Genomic DNA, 25,262 nt, shown 5'->3' with positions numbered 1-25,262 from the left:
GGACGCTGGCTGGTTCATTGCTGGCTGCGATCTCGGCGCGCACGGCGGGCGTGGTGCGGGCGTTCTTGTGCAGGGCTATCAACATGGCTTCACTCCCTGGGTGGATTGCAAGGACTCTATCAACTCCTTCAAAACAGCGCGGGCCATGAAGAGTGGATAGCGTATAGAGTCTATGCAATCATCCGGGATGCGACACATAGGGTCTTGTTGCGCTGAAAGCAGCGTTGCAAGCTAAGTTACGTAGGTGATCAGATTGGTTTTTTAAGCATCGAACCGGTAACAGGTGAACCATACACGAGGACTTAACCTCTGCCTTCGACTATGGGAACGGCCATTGAGAGCGACAACAAGTGGCCACCCAATCAAAGTTGTAATTTAGTTAGGCTGGTCACGCTCCGCCATTGCTCTTTTTCCCAAGTATTCGCGAACTCCCTTATCGTCTGCGCCGAGGTCCAACTGTCCTGCCTCGATCTCATCTAGCAATCGGGTGCAAATTTCTTCGCGGTGCGCAGTGTTCAAGGCATTAAATATGATACGAGCTTGGCTTGCCATAGCTTGCTTACGCAGTTCAGGCAGCTGAATATCTCGAAACTGCCGAAAAGCCCATTCTTTGCCATTCATCTTGGACTCTTCAAATAACTCTATTTGAGTCCTTAGAGCGGCCCGATATAGCGGGCCATTGCGAAACGCCCATGTCGCTTGGACGTCAACCGCTCGTTTCTCAGTCGCAGCAACCAAACTACGACACCAGTGAATAACAGCATTGGCCCTTGCTTCTGTTACAAAGGGGCGAAAGGCACTCCTGAATCGCACATCCAAATCTTGTTCAGGAAGAGCATTTGCTAACGTTGGCGACGCCATTAGCATACCAAGCAAAAAATTTCCAACAGCACGCATATTTATTCTTCAACTTGACGCATTCGGTCTTAAAAAATTATACATCGCCTACTGATTATAGCTTCTCACACGATACGCGAGAAAAACCAATTTCATTGCTGAACATGGCATTGCATTTTAAGCCCTACAACACGCAAAAAACCGCTTAAAACTCTGCCATTTACAAGCTCACATATTCTTACGGGCTGACCTCTCGAAAAAAAATCAATCTTGACGTCATTTTAATTTCCACCACAAGTCGTATCCATGCCTAGAGACAAATCAGATTGCACTTTCGAAAAATTAAAAATCAAAGGAACTACGACTACGCGAAATGGCTTCTCGCCACCCAAAAGTAAAGGAGAAGGAATTTGACCAAAAGGAGCCGCCACTTGCACAATTTTTTTCATGTGATTGTCTAGCAATTTTTCCCCAGAAGATACCACCACCTCAGTTTTTACTAAATTTCCCAAGCGATTCAAATGCATGGCAATGATACCTTTGCCATATAAAATTACTCGCTCCTCAGTAGGGAAAAATTTGGTACCACACCGCTCTATCCCTCGCACCATTTTTTTATAATACGCATCCATCTCCTGCGTCATCCGAGCGGTAGGGGGCAGATAGAATTCTCCTTCTGTACGAGTCCTTACTTCCAAGGCAGCGAGAGCCTGAACAAGCTCCTGCCTACTCAGACCATCATTAGCTAGTGTTTTTTGCATCTCCAACTGCGAGGGTGATTTCGAGCCCGATTCTTCCCCCCTCACTGCAGCGCGATCATTTGCAAGCTTCGCACCCCCGTTCTCAATCGCTAGTACCGGATCAAAAACAAACACTAAGAGCGCACAAAAAATATAAAAGCAGGATATTTTTACAGACATGTGATTCACACGAAGCATCAATTAATAACCATCAACCAAACAACTTCAACGATCCTTGCGGAAACTTGTAAAACTCACCGATGAAAACTGCAAAGTAAGCAACCAAGCATTGAAATCCAATGGATTTGAAAAATACGCCATGCAGCGACTACACGATATCCACGTTGATTTCCGCAAAAATCTAGTTGCAGCCAAGACCCAGTGAAAAATCGCACGGTGCGACGGGTTGGGCTGTTCACCTAAAAAATCAAACGTTCAGGCTGATCCTTAATATGCGCTCCCGATGCGTCAAGCAGTTGCCCCCTTTGTCAAGTCAGCCACCACCGTTTTCAAACAACCCCAGTCAATCGCGGAAAGTCTAGCAGTGGCAACAATCGGGCCGAGAGCCAGATTGACAACCTCCCAGCCGTCGCAGCGATGGCGCACTTTGCGGTGTTCCAAACGAAGCAGGACAACCGTGGCGTGCGCGACAGCGCCATCACCACACCACTGCCCTACGTGGCCGTGAACGGCACAAAATCCACCGGCTTCGAACTGGAGTTCGCAGGCATGGCACCTTGCAATGGCGCGTGAGCGCGGGCCTCACCCGCGCCAAGGTCACGCGCGCACCCACCGACCTGATCTACGCCAACATGCCCGACTACCTGCTGCAACTGGGCACGGACTACCAGCTGTCGGGCACGCTCGCGCCCCTGTCGGTGGGCGGCAACCTGACCTGGCAAAGCGCCATCGAGGGCTTCAACATCCCGCACCCTAGCGGCACGGTGACGGTGAAGCAATCGCCCAAGGCCATCCTCAACCTGCGCGCATCCTGGCAGTTCAACCCCAAGCTCAGCGCCACGGTGGCCGTGAACAACGTGACCAACCAGAAATACTGGGCCAACCTGGACTACGGCAACTATGCCGACCCGCGCAATGTGAGCCTGACCCTGCGCGCGGCGTTCTGATCGCCGTACGACAAACAAGAGGGAGAGGGGCGACTGGGGCCTGCCCCGCACCAGCATCCACATGCCTGGTGCTGAGCGGGCCCCAGGGCAGCCAGGGGACAATCACGCCTTTGTCCCTTTTGATGCCTTTCCGTGTCCCTTCCATTTTTTGACGCCATCATCATCGGCGCCGGCGCTGCCGGCCTGTTCTGTGCAGCCCAGGCGGGCCAGCGGGGCCTGAAGGTTTTGCTCATCGACCATGCCGACAAGGTGGCGGAGAAGATCCGCATCTCGGGCGGCGGGCGCTGCAACTTCACCAACCGCGACCTGGACCCGGCCGCGCCGCACAAGCACTTTGTGGGGCAGAACCCGCAGTTCTGCCGCTCGGCGCTGTCGCGCTACACGCCGCAGGATTTCATTGCGCTGGTGGACAAACACGGCATCCCCCACCACGAAAAACACAAGGGCCAGCTGTTTGCCAACCGCTCGGCCGAGGACATCATTGCCATGCTGCTGGCCGAGTGTGAGGCGGGCGGAGTGACCCATTGGCAGCCTTGTGCGGTCAAAAACATAGCTTTTTTGGCCGCTACCGCGCATCCATCAAACGTTAATAGCTATCAAATTGATACTGACCGGGGCACGGTACAAGCGCGGTCGCTGGTGATTGCCACGGGCGGGCTGTCGATCCCCAAGATCGGCGCCACGGATTTCGGCTACCGGCTGGCGCAGCAGTTCCACATCCCGCTGGTGGAGCGTCGCCCGGGCCTGGTGCCGCTGACTTTTGATGGTGCAGGCTGGACGCCGTATGCACAACTCGCAGGGCTGGCGCTGCCGGTGCAAATCAGCACGGGAGCCAAAAAAGCCCGCATGGCGTTTGATGAAGACCTGCTGTTCACCCACCGGGGCCTGTCGGGCCCCGGAGTGCTGCAGATTTCGAGCTATTGGCAGGAGGGCACGCCCCTGGCCATCAACCTTGCGCCCACCGTGGACCTGCCCGCCGCGCTGGCGCAGGGCAAGGCCCGTTCGCGCAAGCTGATTGCCAACGAACTGGCCACCTTGGTGCCCAGCCGCCTGGCCGATGCCTGGGCCAGCCGCGAGGCCGACTGGCAGCGCCCCATCAACGAAGCCAGCGACAAGGCCCTGGCGCGCCTGGCCGAACAACTGGCGCGCTGGGAGCTGATACCCACGGGCACCGAGGGCTACAAGAAGGCCGAGGTGACGCTGGGCGGCGTGGACACCAAGGCGCTGTCGCAGCAGACCATGGAGTGCAAGACGCAACCTGGCCTGTATTTCATTGGTGAGGTGGTGGACGTGACGGGCTGGCTGGGGGGCTACAACTTCCAGTGGGCCTGGGCCAGCGCGCATGCGTGTGCACAGGCGCTGCCGCTGGCCGGTGGTGCATGACGCATCACTGAAGCGGAAGACGCCGCCGGAACAACGCACCTACACTCGGCCCAGCCCACCGGGCTTTCACCCTCGGCGTCTTTTTCATCAGGGGACCGGCATGGATGCGATGGAACGCGCAGAAAAATTGCAGGCCGCCGCCACGGCCGTCGGTGCCCTCGTGGCCCTGGTGCCTGCGGCCAGCATCGGCGGCAACATCTTTGTCGCCATCCTCGCAGCGCTGGGTGTCGGATCGTTGGCAGGGGGTGCGGTCATGCTGCGCTGGCTGCTCACCGACGAAGGCGATGCCTACCTGCGGGCCGACTCGCGCATCTCAGGCCGCTCCACATCGCGCACCTCCGTGTGGCTGGGCAATCTGGCGCCGGGCGTGATCTTGACCGGCCTGGCGGTTCTGCTCCACCTGCGCCTGGGCTGACAACGGCACGCCCCGCAGCGCGGCGCGGCGTCACCCCATCAGCGGTGCGGGTTGTGTGCTGGTGGCATCCAGCCCACGCATCGAAGCACCCTGCAGCAAGCGGTGCTGCAGCGCCCAAGCCTCCAGGTGGTCCAGCGGCAAGGGGCGGCTGAAGTAGTAGCCCTGCAGCTCCTCGCAATCCAGCGCGCCCAGCACCTGGGCCGTGGCCAGGTCTTCCACGCCTTCGGCCACGATCTTGAGCCCCAGCGTGTGGCCCAGCGCGATGATGGCGCGGGTGATGGCCATGTCGGCGGGGTTGGTCAGCATGTCGCGCACAAAGGACTTGTCCACCTTGAGTCGGTCGATATCAAAGCGCTTGAGGTAGGCCAGGCTCGAATACCCCGTGCCGAAGTCGTCGATGGAAAGCTGCACGCCCAGTGCCTTGAGGGCCGCCAGTTGCTGCGCGGCGGCATGGGCGTTGTCCATGAGCTGCGACTCGGTGATCTCCAGCTCCAGCCGGTGGGCGGGCATGCCGGTGCGGGCGAGCAGCGCCTCGATGTCGGACACCAGCGCAGGGTCGGACAGTTGGGCGGCCGAGAGATTGACGGAGATCGACACATCTGCCAGCGGGTGCGCGCCCTGGCCCTGGGGCAGTGCCTGCCAGCGCACCCACTGCTCGCAGGCCTGCTGCAGCACCCAGCCGCCAATCGCGCGGATCATGCCGCTTTCTTCGGCGATGGGGATGAACTCGCTGGGCGGGATGGCGCCCAGCACCGGGCTGTTCCACCGCAGCAGCGCCTCCACCCCCAGCAGGCGCGCGCCCTTGGCGGACAGGCGCGGCTGGTAGTGCAGGCTCAGCTCGTTGCGCTCCAGCGCGCGGCGCAGCTGCTGCTCCATGGTCTGGCGCGCCACAGCGCGCAGGTCGGTTTCCATCGAATAGAACAGCGCCATGTCGCGCCCCGTGGTCTTGGCCTCGTACATGGCGGCGTCGGCGCGGCGCATGAGTTCGTCAATGTCGCTGCCGTCCTCGGGGTAGACCGCAATGCCCACGCTGCACGACACGTTCAGCTCATGCCCTTCCACCGGGTGGCTCTGGCGGATGAGCGGGATCAGGCGCCGCTCCACCAGCTGCTGCACGTCCTCGCGCCCAGCCACGTCGCGCATCACCACCACAAACTCGTCGCCGCCCAGGCGGCTCACCGTATCACGGCTGCGCACGGCCTGTGTGAGGCGCGCGGCCACCGAGCGCAGCAGGCCGTCGCCAATGTGGTGGCCCAGCGTGTCATTGATGGACTTGAAGCGGTCCAGATCGATGAACAGCACGGCCACCTTCTCGCCGGTGATGGGTGCCTGGGCCAGTGCCATCTGCAGGCGCTGCACACACAGCGAGCGGTTGGGCAGCTCGGTGAGGACGTCGTGGTGCGCGAGGAACTGGATGCGCTCCTCGTTGTGCTTGCGGTCGGTGATGTCGATGGCAATGCCGATGTGGTTGGCCACGGCGCCCCCCTTGCCCTCGCGCACGGCCGACACCATGAGCCAGGCCGGGTAGGTCTCGCCCGAGCGGCGGCGAAAACGCACCTCGCCCTGCCAGGACTCCTTGTCGGCCATGGTGCGGCGGATCTGCGCCGACAGCGGCTCGCCCCCGGCTTCTTCCAGCAGCGAGCCCAGGCCTTCGCCGATGAGTTCGTAGAAGTCGTAGTGCGTGCTGCGGCAGAACGCCTTGTTCACGCTGATGATCTGCTGATCGGCGTTCATGATGATGATGCCCTCGGACGAGGCCTCGAACACCTTGGCCCACAGCTCCAGGCGCTGCTCCATGACCTTGAGCACGTTGATGGGCGTGAACGCGGTGAGCACCGAGTCGCGCCCCTGGAACTGCAGGCGCCGCGCCGACAACACGGCCCACGAAGGCTCGGGGCTGCCCTTCCAGCGCACTTCAAATTCATCGACCAAGCCCTGGTCCGCCAGGCGCTGGAAGAACCGTGCGCGCACGCCGGGCTCCAGCCCCACGGCCCAGGGGTCGGTCTTGCGGCCACCCAGCCAATGGGCGGCGGGCGCGTTGGAGTGCAGCACCTCGTGCTCAGGGATGGACGTGACCACCATGGGGATGGGGAAGGCCTCCACCAGCTCGCGCTGCGCCTCGGCCGCGCGGGCGCTGGCGGCAAGCTCCTGCTGCAGCACGCGGTCGCGGTCGAGCTGCGACAGCATCTCGTTGAACGCGGTGAACAGGCGGCCGATTTCGTCGCGGCTGTTCCACTGCGCGCGCAGGGTGTGGTCGCCGCTCTTGCGCACCTCGTCGGCCACACGCGCCAGCTGCTGCAGGGGCTTGGCGATCTGGCGCGCCACCAGCGTGACGAGCGAAAGGATGCAGCCCAGCAGCACCAGCGCCGTGCCCAGGTGCAGCCACATGCGCGCAAACAGGCTGTCCACCCGCTGGTTCAACAGGCGCTCCAGGTCCACGATGCCCACCGACCAGGCATCGCGCAGCGCGCCCAGCACCTGGGCCTGCTGTGCACCCACCTGGGCCAGCGTCAGGCGCGATTCGCCAGCGGCAATGCCCTGCAACAAGGCCTGCAGGCTCGCCAGCGACGCCTTGAGCGCCTCGCGCTGCGGGCCCAGGGCCGCGCGCATCTCGGGCGACCCTGCAATGAAAGCCTGGTTGTAGTCCGACTCAATGCCCTGCGCCACCGCGTCCAGCCGCCCCACCAGCGTGAGCAGCTCCGAGTTCCACTGCGGCCCCCGCGCCGAGGGCGCCGCGCTCAGAAAACTCACCGTGTCGTGCACCGCCTGCAGCAGCTCCGGGAAGCGCAGCACCACCAGCGACATCACGTAGTAGCTGTCCAGGTCCGGGTCCAGGATCAGGTTGGACTGGTTGCCCACGGTGGTGAGCAATTCGCGCCCCTCGCGCAGCAGCTGGCTGCGCCGCAGGGTGAGTGAAGGCGCATCGCCCCCCGCCGATGCCCCCGGGGCGGGCGATGCCGTGCCGGGCAACTGCTCCAGCGCGGTGCTGAAGCGCTGGCCTGCATCGCCGGTGTGCAACTGCTCGTCGTGGGCCTCGCGCACCACGGCCAGCCGGGCCAGCACCTCTGCCACCAGCGTCGGCTGCTGGGACGCATCCAGAAACTGCCCCAGCAAGCCGTCGCGCACCACCGCCGCATAGGTGGTGCCCACGATCTCCTTGCGCGTGAAGTCGATGGCCAGGTACTTCTCATGGATCAGGATGCTGGAGACGTAGATCACCGCCGTCAGGTCCAGCAGATAGATGAGCATGAGCTTGCGGCCCACACTGAGGCGGCCCAGCCAACCCGATACGCGGCGCATGAATGCCATGGTGTTGTGGCGGGGCCGCCCGGGCGGATGGCCAGGGCTCCCCACCGATGAGTAGGAGTGTTACAACATGAAGCAAATTTCGCGCCATTGCGGACCTGGCAGCAGCTCCGGACGCCATCCTGGCGCGCCGCCCCACAGAAAGGCGGACAGCCCTTGCGCCACCGGCGCGGATAGAGGCTATAATCTCCGGCTTTGCTGGCAATGCCCCGTCGGCCAAATACTAGTTACAGACGGGGAAACCGCTTTGTACGGACTTGAGGCCCGATCTCCCCAAGCCCCTCTGCAGGCACATTTGGAAAACATTAGCTAATGACTACGATCCGCGTAAAAGAAAACGAACCCTTTGACGTTGCCCTGCGCCGCTTCAAGCGCACCATTGAAAAGCTCGGCCTGCTGACCGACCTGCGCGCCCGTGAGTTCTACGAAAAGCCCACCGCCGAGCGCAAGCGCAAGAAGGCTGCTGCCGTGAAGCGTCACTACAAGCGCGTTCGCAGCATGCAACTGCCCAAGAAGCTGTACTAAGTACCGCTTTGGCCCCGTTCTGATACGGAGTGCCGACAAACCCGCGCTAGGGACGCCAAGCGCGGGTTTTTGTTTTTTCGGGTTTGCAAAAAGCCCCTCTGGCGTCGTTGCAGCGCCTTGCCGTAGCAAGACTACTGTCTGCGGCACTGCGCCTAGCCAGAGGGGCTTTTTGCAAACCCTAAGTCCCTGCCCGACCCACACAAAGACAAAGGAAAAGCCTCATGAGCCTCAAGGACCAGATCACCGAAGACATGAAAACTGCCATGCGCGCCAAGGACAGCGAGCGCCTGGGCACCATCCGCCTGCTGCAGGCTGCAATGAAGCAAAAGGAAGTGGACGAGCGCATCGTGCTGGACGACGCGGCTGTGGTCGCCATCGTGGACAAGCTCATCAAGCAGCGCAAGGACTCGATCAACGCGTTTGAAGGCGCAGGCCGCCAGGACCTGGCCGACAAGGAAAAGGCCGAGATGGCCGTGCTGCAGGCCTACCTGCCCGAGCGCATGTCGGCCGAAGAAACGCTGGCCGCCGTGAAAGCCATCGTGGCCGAAATCGGCGCTGCAGGCCCTGGCGACATGGGCAAGGTGATGGGCGTGGTCAAGACCCGCCTGGCGGGCAAGGCCGACATGGGCCAGGTGTCGGCTGCGGTGAAGGCGGCGCTGGCGGGCTGATCGCCCCCTTACCACCACCCAGTCAGTATCTTTTTGATAGCTGCTACCGCTTGCCAGACGGGCGGTAGCGGCTATTTTTGCTTCAAACCGGGGGGTTTCCCCCCGCGTCGGCATCCCGCGCCATCCACCCGGCACGGAAATGCGCCTGCAGAAACTCCACACACACCCGCACCTTGGCTGACCGCTCCAGCCGCGTGGGGTACACGGCCCACACATTGGCTTCTTGCTGCCACTGCGGCAGCACCTGTACCAGGCGCCCAGTCTGCAGGTGCGCGCCCACATCCCACAACGAGCGCAGCACCACGCCACGCCCGTCCACCGCCCACTGCACGGCCATCTCGCCGTTGTTGGCCGACAGCGGGCCACGCACCTTGACCGACTCTTCCTGCGCGCCGCTGCGCAGGCGCCACACGCCAAACGGATGGTCGCGCTCCTTGATCACCAGGCAGTCGTGCGCGGCCAGATCGGCCACCGTGCGCGGCGAGCCCTTGCGCTGCAGGTAGGCAGGCGCTGCGCACAACACGCGGTGGTTGTCGGCCAGGCGGCGGGCAATGAGGTGCGGGGCAATTTCATCGCCCACGCGCACGTCCAGGTCAAACCCTTCGCCCGCCACGTCCACCAGCCGGTCGAACACCTCCAGCCGGACCTGCAGCCCCGGGTGCTGCTCCACCAGCTGCGACAGCGCGGGCGCCACGATCTGGCGGCCGAAGCCAAAGCTGCTGCTCACCCGCAGCAGCCCGCGTGGCTCGCTGCGCGTCACGGCCACCTCTTGCATCAGCTGCTCCATGTCGTCCAGGATGCGCTGCGCCCAGTGGAAAACACGCTCGCCCTCCTCCGTCACCGCCACGCGGCGGGTGGTGCGGTGCAGCAGCTTGACCTGCAGATCCTGCTCCAGCAGGCGGATGCGTTTGCTCACATAAGCGGGTGAGGTGCCCAGCTCGGTGGCCGCGCCGCCAAAGCTCGCCTTGCGCACCACGGCGGTGAACACGCGCAGGTCTTCGGCAGCGGGATTTTTATGCACGATGTGTGAAAGATGAGGCCACAGTTGGCGGATTGTAGTTTTCTGCAGCGCTGGGAACAATGCAGGCCATGCCGCTGGCTGCGCCCTGCAGCCGCACCCTCGAAGCCATTGCAAGGACCGCTTGATGACCTTCTCCACTGCCCCCAAAACCTACCGCATCGCCCTCGTCGCCGGAGACGGCATTGGCAAGGAGGTGCTGCCAGAAGGCCTGCGCGTGGTGCAAGCCGCCGCAGCGCGTTTTGGCATTGCGCTCGAAACCATCACCATCGACTGGGCCAGCTGCGACTACTACGCCGCCCACGGAAAAATGATGCCCGACGACTGGAAGGCGCAGCTTGCGGGCATGGACGCGATCTTCTTCGGCGCCGTCGGCTGGCCTGCCACCGTTCCGGATCACATCTCCCTGTGGGGGTCCCTCCTCAAGTTCCGCCGCGAGTTCGACCAGTACATCAACCTGCGCCCCGTGCGCCTGTTTGAAGGCGTGCCTTGCCCCCTGGCGGGCCGCCAACCCGGCGACATCGACTACTACGTGGTGCGCGAGAACACCGAGGGCGAATACACCTCACTGGGTGGCCTCATGTACGAAGGCACCGACCGCGAAATCTGCATCCAGGAATCCGTCTACTCCCGCCACGGTGCCAACCGCCTGCTGAAGTTCGCCTTCGACCTGGCGCAGAGCCGCCCCAAAAAGCACGTCACCCTGGCCACCAAGAGCAACGGCATCGCCATCAGCATGCCGTGGTGGGACCAGCGTGCCGACGATGTCGCCAAAGACTACCCCGAAGTCACGCTGGACAAGCAGCACATCGACATCCTCACCGCCCGCTTTGTGCTGCAGCCCGGCCGTTTTGACGTGGTGGCCGCCACCAACCTGTTTGGCGACATCCTCTCCGACCTGGGCCCCGCCACCACCGGCACCATCGGCCTGGCGCCGTCGGCCAACCTGAACCCCGAGCGCAACTTTCCCAGCCTGTTCGAGCCCGTGCACGGCTCGGCGCCCGACATCTACGGCCAGAACATCGCCAACCCGATTGCGATGATCTGGTCGGGCGCGCTGATGCTGGACTTCCTCACCCAGGGTCAGGGCGCAGGACGGGCGGCGCACGATGCCATCGTCAACGCCATCGAAGAAGTGATCAAAAGCGGGCCGCGCACGCCGGACCTGGGCGGCACGGCCAGCACCACCCAGGTGGGCGAGGCGATTGCGGCGCGGGTGGCTGGGCACTGAGCCACGGCCCTCGCCTTAATGCTCCTATTTCAATAGCTTAAAAGGCATACCCACCGCGCGGTAGCGGCCTTTTTTGCTTGAAAAAACGGGTTATGTGGCAATGTCCTCGTGCAGACAGAGGTAGTTGCCCTCGGTGTCCTTGAACCACGCGGCCTTCTCGGCGCCCAGCACACACACGTGATTGACGGCCTTGAGGCCCGGGAAGTCGTAGTCCTCGAAGACCACCTTCGCGCGTTTCAGTGCCTCGATGGTGGCGGCGATGTCGGCCACCTGAAAGCTGATGGCCGTGTGGTCGGCCTTGGTGCCTTCCGGCTTGGGGAACAGCGCCAGCGTGCTGCCACCCACCGCATACAGGAACTTGCCATCGGGCCGGAATCCGCCGGGTTTCAGCCCCAGGCAACCCTCGTAGAAGGCGCGGGCGCGGTCCATGTCCATCACGGGCAGCATGGTGGTTACAGAGGCATCGGACAACATACCAGGTCCTTTCGCTCAATCCGGCCCCGGGCCTTGCAGCCCCCTGGCGCACACCAGGCCCCGGTCCGGGCCGCCTGACCGGTGGTGCAGTGTAGGCCGATCCCCTCCGCCTCACCAGTGCAAGCAGTACAGGCAGTGAGGAGGCCCACCCCCGTCACCCCCCATGAGGCGGCACCCGGAAGTTCTCGCTGATGTGTTTTTCCGCCCGCGCGAGGGCGGCACCCAGCGCCCGCAGCCACCGCCCGCCCAGACGCCGCATCCGCCGGGGCCAGCGGCCCCCAGGGGCCGGGTGCTGTGGCACAACCCCCGGCGGCTGGCAGGCGTGGGATTGGCGGGTCGTGCTTTCGGGGTCCAGACGGGTGGGATGCAACATGGCCCGGATGCTCGGGCTTGGCGTACCATCTGTAAAGTTGAATTCAATGAAGCCTCAATTCATAAAAACTGATGCGTAACTTCAACCTGGACCACCTGCAGACGCTGATCGCCATCGCCGACCTCGGCAACTTTGCAGCGGCCGCGCAGGCGCTGCACCTGGCGCCGCCCACCGTCAGCCTGCACATCAAGGAGCTGGAATCGCGCCTGCAGGCCGACCTGGTGGTGCGGGGTCGGCGGCAGGCTGAGCTGACGCCCGCCGGCGAAGTGCTGGTGCAAGAGGGGCGCCAGTTGCTGCTTGCCTGCGACGATCTGATGGAGCGCGTGCGCCGCCGCGCCTCGGGACGTGAGGGCATCGTGCGCGTGGGCGTGTCGGCGGGCGTGAGCACGCGCCTGCTGCCGCGCATGCTGGAGGCACTGGCGGCGCGCTGCCCCGGTGTGGAGATCCGGCTGGAGGCCGTGGGATCGGCCGAGTCCATGCAGCGGCTCAAGGCCGGCACGCTGGACATCGGCATCGTCGCCAGCCCCCAGCCGCCTTTGGCCGAGGTGCGCCAGACCCCCTGGCGCAGCGACCCCATGGTGGCGCTGCTGCCTGCGGCCTGGGAGGCGCCCGAGTTCGCAACCCCCGACTGGCTGGCCAGCCGCCGCTGGGCATCGTTTGCGCCCGCCACACAGATGCACGGGCTGATTGCCAACTGGTTTGGCCAGGCGGGCCACCACCCGCGCCCCTTTCTGGCGCTGAGCTACCCCGGCGCGCTCAAGAACCTGGCGGTGGCCAGCCAGTGCGCCGCGCTGCTGCCGATGGAGGAGGTGGAGGACCTGCGGGGCACGCCCGGTGTGCAAATCCGCCCTTTGCAGCCCCTCCTCATGCGCCCCATGGCTGTGGCGCACCGCCACCAGCCACCGCCCTCACCTGCGGTGGAGGGCGTGCTGCAACTGCTGGCCGAATTTGCTGGCGAACAGCCCGCGCTGCATTGATTGCAACGAAGTATTTCGTGCCTCTGGGCACGGCCCAAGCAGACAGCACTAGTTCAGCTTCCCGCCACCTTCATGCGGTTGACCAGGATGGAGCCCACGGTCTTGGCACCGTAGTTGTAGGCGTCGGCGCCCACGGCCTCAATTCCCTTGAGCATGTCTTTGAGGTTGCCCGCGATGGTGATCTCGTGCACCGGGTAGGCAATCTTGCCGTTTTCCACCCAGAAGCCGCTCGCGCCGCGCGAATAGTCGCCGGTCACGTAGTTCACGCCCTGGCCCATCAGCTCCACCACGAAGAGGCCGGTGCCCAGTTTTTGCAGCATGGCGTCGAGGTTGTCGCTGGCTTGCGTGAGGCGTGAGGTCATCACCAGGTTGTGTGAGCCACCGGCGTTGCCCGTGGTCTTCATGCCCAGCTTGCGCGCCGAGTAGCTGGACAGGAAGTAGCCCTCCACCCGCCCGCCCTTGACGACCTTGCGCGGTGCCACGCGCACGCCTTCTTCATCGAATGGCGAGCTGCCCTTGCCGCGCAGGATGAAGGGGTCTTCCAAAATGTCGATGTGCTTGGGGAAGACCATCTTGCCCAGCGAGTCGAGCAAGAAGCTGCTCTTGCGGTACAGCGAGCCGCCGCTGACGGCCTGCACAAAGCCGCCCAGCAGGCCGGCGGCCAGGGTGGATTCAAACAGCACAGGGCATTGGGTGGTGGGGATCTTGCGGCTGCCCAGGCGGCTCAGGGCGCGCTGCGCGGCGTAGCGGCCCACGGCCTCGGGCGAGGCCAGGTCGGCCGCGTTGCGCATGGAGCTGTACCAGGCATCGCGCTGCATCTCGGCGTTCTTGCCCGGCAGCGAGGCAATGGGTGCCACCGAGAAGCTGTGGCGCGAGCTGGCATAGCCGCCACGAAAGCCCCGCGTGTGGGCACTGAAGAAATGGCTTTGCTGCGCCGAGACGCCCGCACCTTCGCTGTTGGTGATGCGGCGGTGCGTCTTGAGCGCGGCGGCCTCGCAGGCCTTGGCCATCTCGGCCGCTTCTTCGCTGGTGACGGCCCAAGGGTGGAACAGTTGCAGATCGCGGTGCGTGTCTGCGGGCGCGATGTCATCGGCATCCGGCAGGCCGGCCACCGGGTCTTCGGCCGTGAAGCGGGCAATGTCGTAGGCCGCCTGCACGGTCTGCTCGATGGCCTTGCTGGAGAAGTCCGACGTGCTGGCATTGCCCCGGCGGTGGCCAATGTAGACCGTCACGCCCAGCGATTTGTCGCGGTTGCGTTCCACGTTCTCCAGCTCGCCCTTGCGCACGCTGACCGACAGGCCGCAGCCTTCGGACGCCTCGGCGCCCGCATCGGTGGCGCCCAGCTTTTTGGCATGCGCCAGGGCACGGTCCACCAGCTCTTCAAAAAACGGGCGGCTGTAGCTGAAGCCGCTGTCGGGGGTGCGGGAGGTGGCAGCTGCAGGAGCAACTGCCAGCGCGCCGCGGGTGCGCGGGGCGCGGTTGGAGGGTTTATTCATAGCGGCAGCTATGATACTTGCCGCTGTGGCGCGCTCTGCGCCACTTGTTTTTTGCCCCCACCACCCATGTCACGCAAACCCAAAAAAGGCTACTTTGTGCGAGGCCAGTTCGTTGCCGAAGGCAGCGAACTGGACATTCAGCTCAAGGCCGAACTCAAAGGCACGCCCGATGCCAGCCGCACCGATCTCAAGCGCGAGAGCGACGAACTGCAGGACCTGGGCAAGGAGCTTTTGAACCTGCGCGCCGACCTGTTCGACGCCGTGGGCCTGCCCGACAAGCTGGTGGACGCACTGGCCGAGGCCAAGCGCATCACCAACTTTGAAGGCAAACGCCGCCAGATGCAGTACGTGGGCAAGCTCATGCGCAAGCTGGAACCCGAACTGGTGGACGCCGCCCGCCAGGCCCTGGAAGAGCAGCACAAGGGCTCGGCCACCGAGAAGCTGCAGTTGCACCTGGCCGAACAATGGCGCGACCGCCTGATTGCCGATGACGACACCCTGGCCGCCTGGATGGCCGAGCACCCCAGCACCGACACCCAGCAGCTGCGCGCACTGATCCGCCAGGCGCGCAAGGATGCCCAACCTGCGGGCAAAGAGGCCAATGTCCAGGTCTCGCAAGGCCTGGCACCCCGCAAGGGCCGCGCCTACCGCGAGCTGTTCCAGCTGGTGCGCGAGCACCTGGGTGGCACGGGCACGGCAGACGCCAGCGGTATGGACGAGGACCATGGCGATGAGTGACGCGCTCCTCCACGACGCCGTCAAGATCGGCATCGTCTCCATCAGCGACCGCGCCAGCACCGGCGTGTATGAAGACAAGGGCCTGCCCGCGCTGCAGGACTGGCTCACGCGTGCGCTGCACAACCCCATCACCTTCGAACCGCGCCTGATCCCCGACGAACAGGCGGGCATCAGCGCGACACTGATCGAGCTGGTGGACGCCGGTTGCGCCTTGGTGCTGACCACCGGCGGCACCGGCCCCGCGCTGCGCGACGTGACGCCCGAGGCCACGTTGGCCGTGGCACACAAGGAGATGCCGGGCTTTGGCGAACAGATGCGCCAGATCAGCCTGAAGTTTGTGCCCACCGCCATCCTCTCGCGCCAGGTGGCCGTGGTGCGGGGCCAGAGCCTCATCATCAACCTGCCCGGCCAGCCCAAAGCGATTGCCGAAACGCTGGAAGGGCTGAAAGACGCCGACGGCAAGCAGATCGTGCCCGGCATCTTTGCTGCCGTGCCCTACTGCATTGATTTGATCGGCGGGCCGTACCTGGAAACGCGCGACGAAGTCTGCAAGGCGTTCCGGCCCAAGACAGCCATTCGCGCACCGCGCACGGCCTGACCAGAGATTCCTCAAAGAAAAATAGCCGCTACCGCCCGTCCATCAAGCGCTAGCAGCTATATTTTCAGGAGCAATCAACCCACCGGGACGGGCCGCCTACTTGCCCACCAGCTCGTTGAGCTTGCCCGCCTCGAACTGTTCCTTGATCGCCGCGTCACAGGGCACGCAGTCCTTGGCCTGCTGGTTGGCGGCAGAGAGCTTTTCGATCGCTTGCCACAAAAGCGCAATCTGGTGCTCTTGCGACGAGGCGTTGTCGATCAGGCCGCGCATGGCCTGCGACAGAGGATCGTCCTCTTGCGTGATGCCGTAGGCCGTGAACTTGCGGGCCTGCTGCGGCTCGGTCACGTCGGCGCTCTGGCCCTCTTTGGACGGAATGATGCGCGCCGGAATGCCCACGGCCGTGGCGCCTGCGGGCACGGGCTTGATGACCACGGCATTGCTGCCAATCTTGGCGCCGTCACCCACTTCAAAGCCGCCCAGCACCTTGGCGCCCGCACTCACCACCACGTCCTTGCCCAACGTGGGATGGCGCTTGGCGCCCTTGTAAAGCGAGGTGCCGCCCAGCGTCACGCCCTGGTAGATGGTGCAGCCGTCGCCAATCTCTGCCGTCTCGCCCACCACCACACCCATGGCATGGTCGAAAAACACGCGCTCGCCGATCTTGGCGCCGGGGTGGATCTCAATGCCCGTGAGCCAGCGCGAGAAGTTGGAGATGAAGCGGCCGGGCCATTTGAGGCCGTTGTTCCAGCACCAGTGCGCGGGGCGGTGCAGCCAGATCGCATGCAGGCCCGGATAACAGGTGATCACCTCCCACGTGCTGCGCGCGGCAGGATCGCGGTCGAGGATGCACTGGATATCGGAACGCAGGCGGGCAAACATCGGTTCTTTGGGTTATGTGTTTATGGGCTGCACAGTCTATCGTTTCACCTCGGCCGTCTCGATCATGGCCTTGGCGACACCTCTCAAGATGTGGATTTCCTCGGGGCTGAGCTGCGCACGGTTGAAAAGCTGGTTAAGGCGGGGCATGAGCTTCTTGGGCGCGGCCGGGTCCAGAAAGCCGATGGAGGTGAGCGCCTGCTCCCAATGGCCCAGCATGCCCGCCACCTGCGCGGCATCGGCCAGCGCGCGGGCAGGCGTGGCGTCCTGCACCGCAAAACCGCCCAGCGCCTGGCGCCATTCGTAGGCAATCACCTGGATGGCCGCGCCCAGGTTGAGCGAGCCGAAGCCGGGGTTGGTGGGAATCGACAGCGCCACGTGGCAGCGGTAGACATCCTCGTTGGTCATGCCAAAGCGCTCGGAACCAAACAGAAAGGCCACGCCCGCCTGGCGGGCTGCTCCGGGCTCAGGCGCCTCTGGATTTGAAACATTTTCGGCCTCTTGCGCGCATCCATCCTGCATTGGTAGCTCCTGATTTAATAGCATTTCAAAGTGGGCACGGGGCGCGGCTGTGGGCGGGCCAAAGTCGCGCGGCGTCATGGCGGTGGCGCACAGGTGGCTGATACCATCCAGCGCCTCGTCCAGCGTGTCAACGATGCGCGCGTTGTTCAGCACGTCCAGGGCGCCGCTGGCGCGCTGGATGGTTTCCTCGCGCCTGAGCACGTTGGCCCAGCGGGGCGCCACCAGCACCAGGTCGTCGAACCCCATGGTCTTCATGGCGCGGGCGGCGGCGCCCACATTGCCGGCGTGGCTGGTGTTGATCAGGACAAAACGGGTCTTCATGGGCGGGCGGAGCAGGAGGGGAAAAGCGGCCGGTTAGGCAAAAAAGGGCACTGCGGGTAAAATCCCGCCCTCTATTGTCGCCGCCCGCATCGCCGGGACGGGCCTGACCTCCCCGCTCATCCTGTACGCAGACGCCCGCGCCACCCTGGCCGTGCGCTGCCAACCACCACAATTTATGTCGTCCAATCTGCACCCCATGCTCAACGTGGCCATCAAGGCTGCACGCGCCGCCGGCGCCATCATCAACCGCGCGGCCCTGGACGTGGAATCGGTGCGGATCTCGCAAAAGCAGATCAACGACTTTGTGACCGAGGTGGATCACGCCTCCGAAAAGATCATCATCGAGACGCTGCTGACGGCCTACCCCGGCCACGGCATCCTGGCCGAAGAGTCGGGCAAGGAATACGGCGCCAAGGATTCGGAATTTGTCTGGATCATCGACCCGCTGGACGGCACCACCAACTTCATCCACGGCTTCCCCGTGTACTGCGTGAGCATCGCGCTGGCCGTCAAGGGCAAGGTCGAGCAGGCCGTGGTGTACGACCCCACCCGCAACGACCTGTTCACCGCCACCAAGGGCCGAGGCGCCTACCTGAACGAGCGCCGCATCCGCGTGAGCAAGCGCACCCAGCTCAAGGACTGCCTGATCTCCACCGGCTTCCCCTTCCGCCCGGGCGACAACTTCAAGAGCTACCTGAACATGATGGCCGACGTGATGCAGCGCACCGCCGGCCTGCGCCGCCCCGGCGCCGCCGCGCTGGACCTGGCCTACGTGGCTGCGGGCTTCACCGACGGCTTCTTTGAAACCGGCCTGTCGATCTGGGACGTGGCCGCAGGCTCGCTGCTGGTGACCGAGGCCGGTGGCCTGGTGGGCAACTTCACGGGCGAAGCCGACTTCCTGGAACAGCGCGAATGCCTGGCCGGCAACCCGCGCGTGTACGGCCAACTGGTGCCCATCCTGGGCAAGTACAGCAAGTTTGCGAGCGCTGGCGACAAGGCGGCTGTGCGCCAGGCGGCAGCGCCAGACGCGCCCGAAGCCGACAGCACCCCGGCGGCAGAAGACGCTGCGGACGCTGCTGAATCGGCAGCACCCCAGGCCGACGCCGCCAAGGGCGAAGACGCGCCGTTCTAAAGCCATCCCCGCGCATAGCCATGAAGCCTGCGCACGATGACCTCTAGGCGGGTCTCGTAGCGGAACCGTGCAGTGGGCGCGACCCACACCAGGGCAGCCGTGCAAGGGCCGCCTCGCGGCACTGGCTGCGTCCCCCTTCCCGAATTGCGCAGTAGTTCGAGAGAAGGGGGAAGGCGCGAAGCGACTCAGGGGGATGAACCCTATGCAGGGTCTGGATATTTCTGCGCGATGCTGCGGAAGTCTTCCGCAATGTCCACAAACGCATCCACCATGTCGGGGTCAAAGTGGGTGCCCTTGCCGCGCACGATGGTGCTACAGGCCTGATCGTGTGAAAACGCGGGTTTGTATACGCGCTTGCTGATGAGGGCGTCGTACACATCGGCCACGGCCATGAGGCGTGCCGACACCGGGATCGCATCACCCGCCAGCCCCTGCGGGTAGCCCGTGCCGTCCCACTTTTCCTGGTGGCTGTAGGCAATTTCCTTGGACACACTCAAGAACGCCACGCGCATGCCCAGGCGCCGCTCGGCCTCTTCGATCGCATTGCGGCCCAGCGTGGTGTGGGTTTTCATCACCTCAAACTCTTCCACCGTGAGCTTGCCCGGCTTGAGCAGGATGCTGTCGGGGATGCCGATCTTGCCGATGTCGTGCAGCGGGGCGGACTTGTAGAGCAGCTCGATCATGCGGTCGTTCAGCACATGCTCGAAGCGCGGGTGGTGGCGCAGCCGCTCGGCCAGCGTCTTCATGTACAGCTGGGTGCGGCGGATGTGGTTGCCGGTTTCGTTGTCGCGCGTCTCGGCCAAGGAGGTCATGGCCATGATGGTCACGTCCTGGATGGCCTGCACCTCCAGCGTGCGCATGGCCACCTCGCGCTCCAGGTAGGAGCTTTTGTCGCGCAGGAAATCGGCCGTGGCCTTGAGCGCCAGGTGGGTGTTGACGCGGGCCAGCAGGATGGGCGGGCTGATGGGCTTGGTGATGTAGTCCACCGCGCCCAGTGCCAAGCCCATGCGCTCATCGTCGGGATCGGAGCGGGCGGTCAAAAAGATCACCGGGATGTCGCGCGTGGCCGCCGACGCCTTCAAGCGCCGGCAGACTTCGTAGCCGTCCACCTCGGGCATCATGATGTCGAGCAGGATCAGGTCGGGCGGGGTGCCCGACTGGGCGATCTTGATGGCCTTTTCGCCATGGTTGGCCACCTTCACCAGGTAGTGCTCGCGCAGCAGGCTGCCCATCAAGGTGAGATTCTCGGGCGTGTCGTCCACCACCAGCACCGTGGCGATCGGCTTGTCAACGAGTGTCGCCTGGGTGGCGGCAAAGGGCGCGTTGTCCATGGGTGTCCTGCTTGTAATGCCGTTGGATGGTGCCGTTGGATGGTGCCGTTCAGGAGAGCGGGGCCGCCAGGGATTCGGAACCCGGCACGGCCGCCATGGCCTCCAGGGCCTGCTCGAAATCGAAATTCAGGGTGTGCATCTCGACGGTCTTGAAGATATTCCCCAACGCCGCGCCGAGTATCTTGCCATTGTGTTGGAAAAATTCTGTGGCTGCAGGGTCATCCTGCTCCAGCAGGTGGCGCAGGCGCTGCACGGCCTGCACCGCCGCCTCCACCGCCAGTTCCCCGCCCGGCTCCAGCACAAAAGGCGCGGGCTCGGCAACCACCACCGACTCCACCAGCCACGCCTGCAGCCCCGCGAGCAGCGGCACCAGGGCCGCGCGCAGCTCAGCCAGCACATGCACGATGGCCTCGTTGCCATGGCGAAACCGCAGCGCATGCTCCAGCGCCTGGGCGCGCTCCGACACGGCAGGCGCCCCGATGTTGGCCGCCACCGACCGCAGCGTGTGGGCCAGGCGCTCGGCCACGCCCAGGTTGTTGGCGGCCAGGGCCTGCTGCAGCTCGGCCAGCACCGGCGCCTGCCCCTCGGCAAACCGGCGCAGCAGCTCCACATAGAGCCCCGGCTTGCCCAGCGCGCGCTGCAGGCCCAGGGTCGTATCGAGTCCAGCCACGGTGGGCAGCTGCACTGCCGGGGGTGGCAGGTCGGGCTTGCGCGTCAGCGGCTGCAAGGCGGCGTCTTCACCCGTGCGCCCGGACGGCACTCCGGCCTTGGCAGCAGCCCCCAGGCCAGCGCGGGGCCGTATCCAGCGGCCCAGGGCCGCCCACAGGGCTGCGGGTTCGATGGGCTTGGCCACATGGTCGTTCATGCCCGCCGCAAAGCAGCGTTGGCGGTCGGCCTCCATGGCGTTCGCCGTCATCGCAATGATGGGCAGCTGGGCATGCCGGGGGTTGCTACGCAGGGCCCGGGTGGCGGTTTCGCCGTCCATGACGGGCATCTGCATGTCCATGAGCACGGCGTCGTAGTGCTTGCGCTCAATGCGGTCGATGGCGATCTGGCCGTTCTCCGCCACGTCCACCGCAAACCCGGCGTCCAACAGCAGCTCCATGGCCACCATCTGGTTGAGTTCGTTGTCCTCCACCAGCAGCACCTGGGCGCCCCGGATCTCCAGCGGCAGCTCGTCGGCCGCCGGTGCCGGGGAGACGGTGCGGCGCCCGGCGGCCGTGGAATGCTCCAGCGGCTGCATGAGGGTGTCGAACAGCACCGAGGCATTGACGGGCTTGATGAGCACGGTCTCGATGCCCTGCGCCCGCGCGGCGCGCATCACGTCCTCGCGGCCGTAGGCGGTGACCATGAGCATCTGCGGCACCTTGGCCATGCCCAGGCTGCGGATATGGCCCGCCAGCTCTACCCCGTCCATGCCCGGCATGTGCCAATCGAGCAGCAGCAGCCCAAACGGCTTGTGCTGGGCCATGGATTCGCGCAGCCGGTCCAGCGCCTCCAGGCCGGAATGGGCCTGCTCGACCTCAAAACCCATGGCGTGCAGCATGTCGGACAGCACCGTGGCCGCCGTGTGGTTGTCGTCCACCACCAGCACGCGGCTGCCGCGCAGGTCGGGCGGCGGCAGCAGCACCCGGGCCGCTGCGCCACGCTCCAGCGGCACGGCCACCCAGAAGGTGGACCCCTGGCCAAACACACTCTCGACCCCCACCTCGCCGCCCATGAGTTCGGCCAGGCTCTTGCAGATCGCCAGCCCCAGCCCCGTGCCGCCATAGCGGCGGGTGGTGGAGGTGTCGGCCTGCTGGAAGCTCTGGAACAGGCGCCCCATCTGCTCCTCGGTCAGGCCGATGCCGGTGTCGCGCACCTCAAACCGCAGGCGCACCTGCTGACCCGCTTGCGCCAGCAGCCGCACGGCAATGCTGATCTCGCCTGATTCGGTGAACTTGATGGCGTTGTTGGCGAAGTTGATGAGGATCTGGCCCAGACGCAGGGCGTCGCCCACCAGGCTGGGCGGCACATCGGCCGCCACGTCGCAGACCAGCTCCAGCCCTTTGGCGCCCGCCTTGTAGCCCACCACGTCGGACACGCTCTCCAGCATGCGGTCGAGCAAAAACGGCTGGCGCTCCACCACCAGCTTGCCCGCCTCGATCTTCGAAAAATCCAGGATGTCGTTGATGACCCCCAGCAGGTGCTGGCCCGCCTGCTGGATCTTGCTCACGTAATCGTGCTGGCGCGGGCTCAGGCCCGACTTGAGCGCCAAGTGCGACATGCCGATGATGGCGTTCATCGGTGTGCGGATCTCGTGGCTCATGTTGGCCAGGAAGTTGGACTTGAGCGCCGTGGATTCCTCGGCCAGCTCCTTGGCGCGGCGCAGCTCCTGTTCGGCACGCTGGCGGTCGGTGATGTCCACAAACGTGCCAATGGTGCCGCCGGGGCTTCCGTCTGCACGCCGGAACCCATGCAGCCAGAACAGCGTGTGGTGCATCTCGCCATCGGCATAGGGCAGGTCCACCTCCCGGTGCACCGACTGCCCGCCCGCCAGCACCAGCGCGTTGTCGCGCTCAAAAAGCACGCGCGAGGCCTGGGGCAGGAACTCCAGGTCCATCACGGTCTTGCCCACCAGGGTCTCGCGCTCCACACCAAAGGCCTGCTCGTAGGCACGGTTGACACCCACGTAGCGCCCGTCGGCCCCCTTGTAGAACAGGGGAACGGGGATGGCGTCGATCAGGGCCTGCTGGAAGTCCAGCTGCCCGGCCACCTGCTCTTCCAGCAGCTTCTGGTCGTGGATGTCCACATTGACCCCGACCACCCGCACGGGCTGCCCCTGCTCGTTGCGGAAGATGCGTGCGGCTTCCAGGAACCAGCGCACCTCGCCATCGGGGCGCACGATGCGCCAGGAGTCACGCAGATGGTCTTCGTTTCCGGCCAGGCAGCTGTCAAAATAGGCCGCCGCCTGCGGGCGGTCTTCGGGGTGCAGGCAGTTGAGCCAGAAATCTCGGCCATCGGGCTGGGTGCCAGGCGGCAGGCCCATCATCTGCGCGAGCTTGTCGGACCACAGGATCTCGCCGGTCAGCAGGTTCAGGTCGAACACGCCGATCTTTCCTGCCTCCTGGGCAAGCTCCAGGCGTTCCTTGGTCTGCTGGATGGCCAGCTCGGCACGCCGCTGGTCACTGACATCCTCGATCACCCAGATGGAGGCCGTGCCGAAGTCGTCCATCTTGAGGCTGCGCCTCGCCAGGCGCGCCTCGAAACGGCTGCCGTCCAGGCGGAACAAGGTGGCCGTCTCGCGCAGCGCCTGGCCCGAGGCCAGGCTGGGCGTCACCCGGGCGGTGAACAGGTCCGAGTGACCCGGGCCACCAAACAGCACCGACACCCCGAGCCCGAGCAACTGCGAGGCCGTGCCGCCCATGAGTTCGACAAACGCCGGATTGAACTGCCGGAAATGCCCGTCGCACACCAGCACGATGGGCGGTGCATTGTCAAAAATGGCCGTCTGCTGCTCCAGCAGCTCGTTGAGCAGGCGTTCGCGCCGCTCCAGCTCTTTCTGGGCCTCAATGCGCGCGGACACATCCTCGTGCAGGCCTACGATGCCAATGCGCCGCCCCTTGCCATCAAACACCGGCGACAGCGTGGCTTCGTCGTGGTAGGTGCTGCCGTCCTTGCGCCGGTTCACGAAGTGGCCCTGCCACGACTGCCCCGACAGCAGCGCGGACCACATGACCTGGTAGGTCTGCGCCGGGGTCTGCCCACTGGAGACCAGCGATGGTTTTTTGCCGCGCACTTCCTCCAGCGTGTAGCCGGTGTTGCGCTCGAACTGTGGGTTGACCCAGTCGATGTAGCCTTCGCCATTGGTGATGACCACCGAGACCGGGCTGCTCTCCAGCGCCGCGCCCAGCAAGCGGAACCGCTCCAGCGCCGACGCCACCCGTGCGCGGCTGCGCAGCAGGTCCAGCAGCAACAGGCCCAGCAGGCTGATGACCACAAACGCGACGGCCCCTACCTGCACCCGCTGGGTGGATGTCATCAGAGCGCTGATGTCGTCGAGCATCACCAGTTGCCACTGCCCCCCTGGATCGTTCCATTGGATGGCGCGGTGTGCCACCGCATAGGCCATGCCGTTGAGCACCACCTCGCCCGCATCGGCAGCAAACGGCAGGGCCGAGGCCACGCCTTTTTCGAAGAACTGCCCGAACTGACCCGATGCGCGCAGGGCGTCAATGCGCGCCTGGGTCAGCGGCGGCGCCACGGCAAACTGCCATTCGGGGCGTGTGGAGGAAAACACAGCCCCCTGGGGCGAGAGCAGCACCGTGGGCAACCCCGCCCGCTTGAGCAGCAGGTCTACGGGTTCGAAACCCTGCTTGAACATCACCACCCCGATGATGGAGCCGGTCGGCGTGTCGCCCTCATACAGCGGCGCGGCGTAGTACAGGCCCCGCTCCTGCGTGTTGCTGCCGACGGCGGGGTACACACTGACAGCGCCCCGGATGGCCTGCTGAAAATACGGCCGGAACGCCAGGTTGAGCCCCGTGGAGCGGGTGCCGGGCGTCTCATGCGCCACCACCGTGCCGTCTGCCGAGATCACATAGACGCCGTTGACCAAAAACCGTCCACGCGCCACAGCCAGCCGCGCTAGCGCATCGGGGTTGTCGGGGGGCAAGTGGCCCAAGGCCATTTCCTTGAGCAGGGGTTCGCTCAGGCCCAGCAGCGACACCGCACCCAGCATGGAGCCGCCCGTGGTCTGGCTCATCAGGGCGTCGGCCGTCTGCTGCAGCAGGCGCGACCGCTCGGCCGCTCGCTCGGTGCTGCGCCACTGCAGCGCTCCTTGCACCACCAGCACGGCCCCCAGCAGGGCCGCCGCCAGCACCAAAATCAGTCCACGTATTCCGGGGGCCTCGCGGTCCAGCACTTTGTCAAAAAACATGCCTACGCCTTCACATGCAACACGCACCAGTGCTCGGTCATGCCGCTTGTGGCGACCACCGCAGGTGCGCTGGCCGAGGCCCCGTCAGCGGTGTGGGTGCAGGAAAACATCCATTTCCCCCACCGGCCCGGGCCGCCCAAACAAATACCCCTGGAACCCCTCACACCCGTGCAGCCGCAGAAAGCTCAGCTGCCCCGTCGTCTCCACCCCCTCCGCCACCACCTCCAGGTCCAAGCTCTTGGCCAGCGCCAGGATG

General features: G+C 64.6%; 22 protein-coding genes. 11 read left to right on the top strand and 11 right to left on the bottom strand.

From position 1 onward, the window contains the following. Positions 1–375 precede the first annotated feature (375 nt). Together ACYZGB_RS20990 and ACYZGB_RS20985 are read right to left on the bottom strand one after the other, a co-directional pair. Positions 376–897, bottom strand: a complete 522-nt coding sequence (locus tag ACYZGB_RS20990) for a hypothetical protein (RefSeq protein WP_462390826.1) — start codon at positions 895–897, stop codon at positions 376–378. Positions 898–1,118: 221 nt separating this feature from the next. Next, complete coding sequence (locus ACYZGB_RS20985) at positions 1,119–1,766, bottom strand: energy transducer TonB (RefSeq protein ID WP_462390825.1); 648 nt, start codon at positions 1,764–1,766, stop codon at positions 1,119–1,121. Between the two features lie 423 nt (positions 1,767–2,189). On the opposite strand from ACYZGB_RS20985, the gene ACYZGB_RS20980 reads away from it, so the two are divergent. From ACYZGB_RS20980 to ACYZGB_RS20965, 4 genes are all read left to right on the top strand, one after another. Continuing rightward, entirely contained in the window at positions 2,190–2,330 is a 141-nt protein-coding gene (locus ACYZGB_RS20980; protein ID WP_462390824.1) for a hypothetical protein, read from the top strand. After that, positions 2,327–2,704: a hypothetical protein gene (locus ACYZGB_RS20975; protein WP_462390823.1), complete on the top strand. Its 378-nt coding sequence runs from the start codon at positions 2,327–2,329 to the stop codon at positions 2,702–2,704. Before ACYZGB_RS20980 ends, ACYZGB_RS20975 begins: the two co-directional genes overlap by 4 nt. 132 nt (positions 2,705–2,836) lie before the next feature. Next, positions 2,837–4,087, top strand: a complete 1,251-nt coding sequence (locus tag ACYZGB_RS20970; RefSeq protein ID WP_462390822.1) for a BaiN/RdsA family NAD(P)/FAD-dependent oxidoreductase — start codon at positions 2,837–2,839, stop codon at positions 4,085–4,087. A 100-nt stretch (positions 4,088–4,187) separates the two neighbouring features. Beyond that, on the top strand, positions 4,188–4,502 hold the full coding sequence (locus tag ACYZGB_RS20965) for a hypothetical protein (protein ID WP_108616943.1): 315 nt from the start codon (positions 4,188–4,190) through the stop codon (positions 4,500–4,502). A 30-nt stretch (positions 4,503–4,532) separates the two neighbouring features. Here the strand turns inward: ACYZGB_RS20965 and ACYZGB_RS20960 are convergent, their stop codons facing one another. Further along, positions 4,533–7,811, bottom strand: a complete 3,279-nt coding sequence (locus ACYZGB_RS20960; RefSeq protein WP_462390820.1) for an EAL domain-containing protein — start codon at positions 7,809–7,811, stop codon at positions 4,533–4,535. Positions 7,812–8,120: 309 nt separating this feature from the next. On the opposite strand from ACYZGB_RS20960, the gene rpsU reads away from it, so the two are divergent. Both rpsU and ACYZGB_RS20950 read left to right on the top strand, forming a co-directional pair. Further along, on the top strand, positions 8,121–8,333 hold the full coding sequence (gene rpsU, locus ACYZGB_RS20955) for a 30S ribosomal protein S21 (RefSeq protein ID WP_007833691.1): 213 nt from the start codon (positions 8,121–8,123) through the stop codon (positions 8,331–8,333). Between the two features lie 221 nt (positions 8,334–8,554). Beyond that, entirely contained in the window at positions 8,555–9,001 is a 447-nt protein-coding gene (locus ACYZGB_RS20950; RefSeq protein WP_462390816.1) for a GatB/YqeY domain-containing protein, read from the top strand. A gap of 82 nt (positions 9,002–9,083) precedes the next feature. On the opposite strand, the gene ACYZGB_RS20945 is transcribed toward ACYZGB_RS20950, so the two are convergent. Then, positions 9,084–10,022, bottom strand: a complete 939-nt coding sequence (locus tag ACYZGB_RS20945; RefSeq protein ID WP_462390814.1) for a LysR substrate-binding domain-containing protein — start codon at positions 10,020–10,022, stop codon at positions 9,084–9,086. A gap of 124 nt (positions 10,023–10,146) precedes the next feature. Here ACYZGB_RS20945 and ACYZGB_RS20940 point away from each other — a divergent pair, with 124 nt between their 5' ends. Next, positions 10,147–11,250, top strand: coding sequence for a tartrate dehydrogenase (locus ACYZGB_RS20940; RefSeq protein WP_462390812.1), 1,104 nt, complete (start codon positions 10,147–10,149; stop codon positions 11,248–11,250). Between the two features lie 90 nt (positions 11,251–11,340). On the opposite strand, the gene ACYZGB_RS20935 is transcribed toward ACYZGB_RS20940, so the two are convergent. Then, the gene (locus ACYZGB_RS20935) at positions 11,341–11,724 is read right to left on the bottom strand and encodes a VOC family protein (RefSeq protein ID WP_462390810.1); all 384 of its coding nucleotides are present in this window, start codon (positions 11,722–11,724) and stop codon (positions 11,341–11,343) included. Between the two features lie 444 nt (positions 11,725–12,168). Here ACYZGB_RS20935 and ACYZGB_RS20930 point away from each other — a divergent pair, with 444 nt between their 5' ends. Next, entirely contained in the window at positions 12,169–13,074 is a 906-nt protein-coding gene (locus ACYZGB_RS20930) for a LysR family transcriptional regulator (RefSeq protein ID WP_462390808.1), read from the top strand. Between the two features lie 53 nt (positions 13,075–13,127). Here the strand turns inward: ACYZGB_RS20930 and pmbA are convergent, their stop codons facing one another. Continuing rightward, positions 13,128–14,570 carry a metalloprotease PmbA gene (gene pmbA / locus ACYZGB_RS20925; protein ID WP_462390806.1) on the bottom strand — a complete coding sequence of 481 codons (1,443 nt, stop codon included), beginning with the start codon at positions 14,568–14,570 and terminating at the stop codon, positions 13,128–13,130. 66 nt (positions 14,571–14,636) lie between these two features. Between pmbA and yjgA the strand changes: the two genes are divergently transcribed. Next, positions 14,637–15,308, top strand: coding sequence for a ribosome biogenesis factor YjgA (yjgA, locus tag ACYZGB_RS20920; RefSeq protein WP_462390804.1), 672 nt, complete (start codon positions 14,637–14,639; stop codon positions 15,306–15,308). Then, entirely contained in the window at positions 15,301–15,906 is a 606-nt protein-coding gene (gene mog, locus ACYZGB_RS20915; RefSeq protein WP_462390802.1) for a molybdopterin adenylyltransferase, read from the top strand. Before yjgA ends, mog begins: the two co-directional genes overlap by 8 nt. A 96-nt stretch (positions 15,907–16,002) precedes the next feature. Here the strand turns inward: mog and cysE are convergent, their stop codons facing one another. Beyond that, positions 16,003–16,785, bottom strand: coding sequence for a serine O-acetyltransferase (gene cysE / locus ACYZGB_RS20910; protein ID WP_462390800.1), 783 nt, complete (start codon positions 16,783–16,785; stop codon positions 16,003–16,005). Positions 16,786–16,821: 36 nt separating this feature from the next. Continuing rightward, complete coding sequence (locus ACYZGB_RS20905; protein WP_462390798.1) at positions 16,822–17,625, bottom strand: RNA methyltransferase; 804 nt, start codon at positions 17,623–17,625, stop codon at positions 16,822–16,824. Between the two features lie 175 nt (positions 17,626–17,800). Here ACYZGB_RS20905 and ACYZGB_RS20900 point away from each other — a divergent pair, with 175 nt between their 5' ends. After that, on the top strand, positions 17,801–18,757 hold the full coding sequence (locus ACYZGB_RS20900; protein ID WP_462390796.1) for an inositol monophosphatase family protein: 957 nt from the start codon (positions 17,801–17,803) through the stop codon (positions 18,755–18,757). A gap of 200 nt (positions 18,758–18,957) precedes the next feature. Here ACYZGB_RS20900 and ACYZGB_RS20895 read toward each other — a convergent pair whose 3' ends face one another. From ACYZGB_RS20895 to ACYZGB_RS20885, 3 genes are all read right to left on the bottom strand, one after another. After that, positions 18,958–20,088: a response regulator gene (locus ACYZGB_RS20895; RefSeq protein WP_462390794.1), complete on the bottom strand. Its 1,131-nt coding sequence runs from the start codon at positions 20,086–20,088 to the stop codon at positions 18,958–18,960. 49 nt (positions 20,089–20,137) lie between these two features. Continuing rightward, positions 20,138–25,006 (bottom strand): PAS domain S-box protein, encoded by a 4,869-nt coding sequence (locus ACYZGB_RS20890; RefSeq protein WP_462390792.1) that lies wholly within the window; start codon positions 25,004–25,006, stop codon positions 20,138–20,140. Positions 25,007–25,090: 84 nt separating this feature from the next. After that, the coding region (locus ACYZGB_RS20885) for an EAL domain-containing protein (RefSeq protein ID WP_462390827.1) at positions 25,091–25,262 on the bottom strand (172 nt) is incomplete at its 5' end.

It is taken from the genome of Acidovorax sp. Q11 (assembly GCF_054950075.1).
Note: the sequence above shows the minus strand (reverse complement) of the source record. Positions and strands in the feature narration are given on the sequence as shown.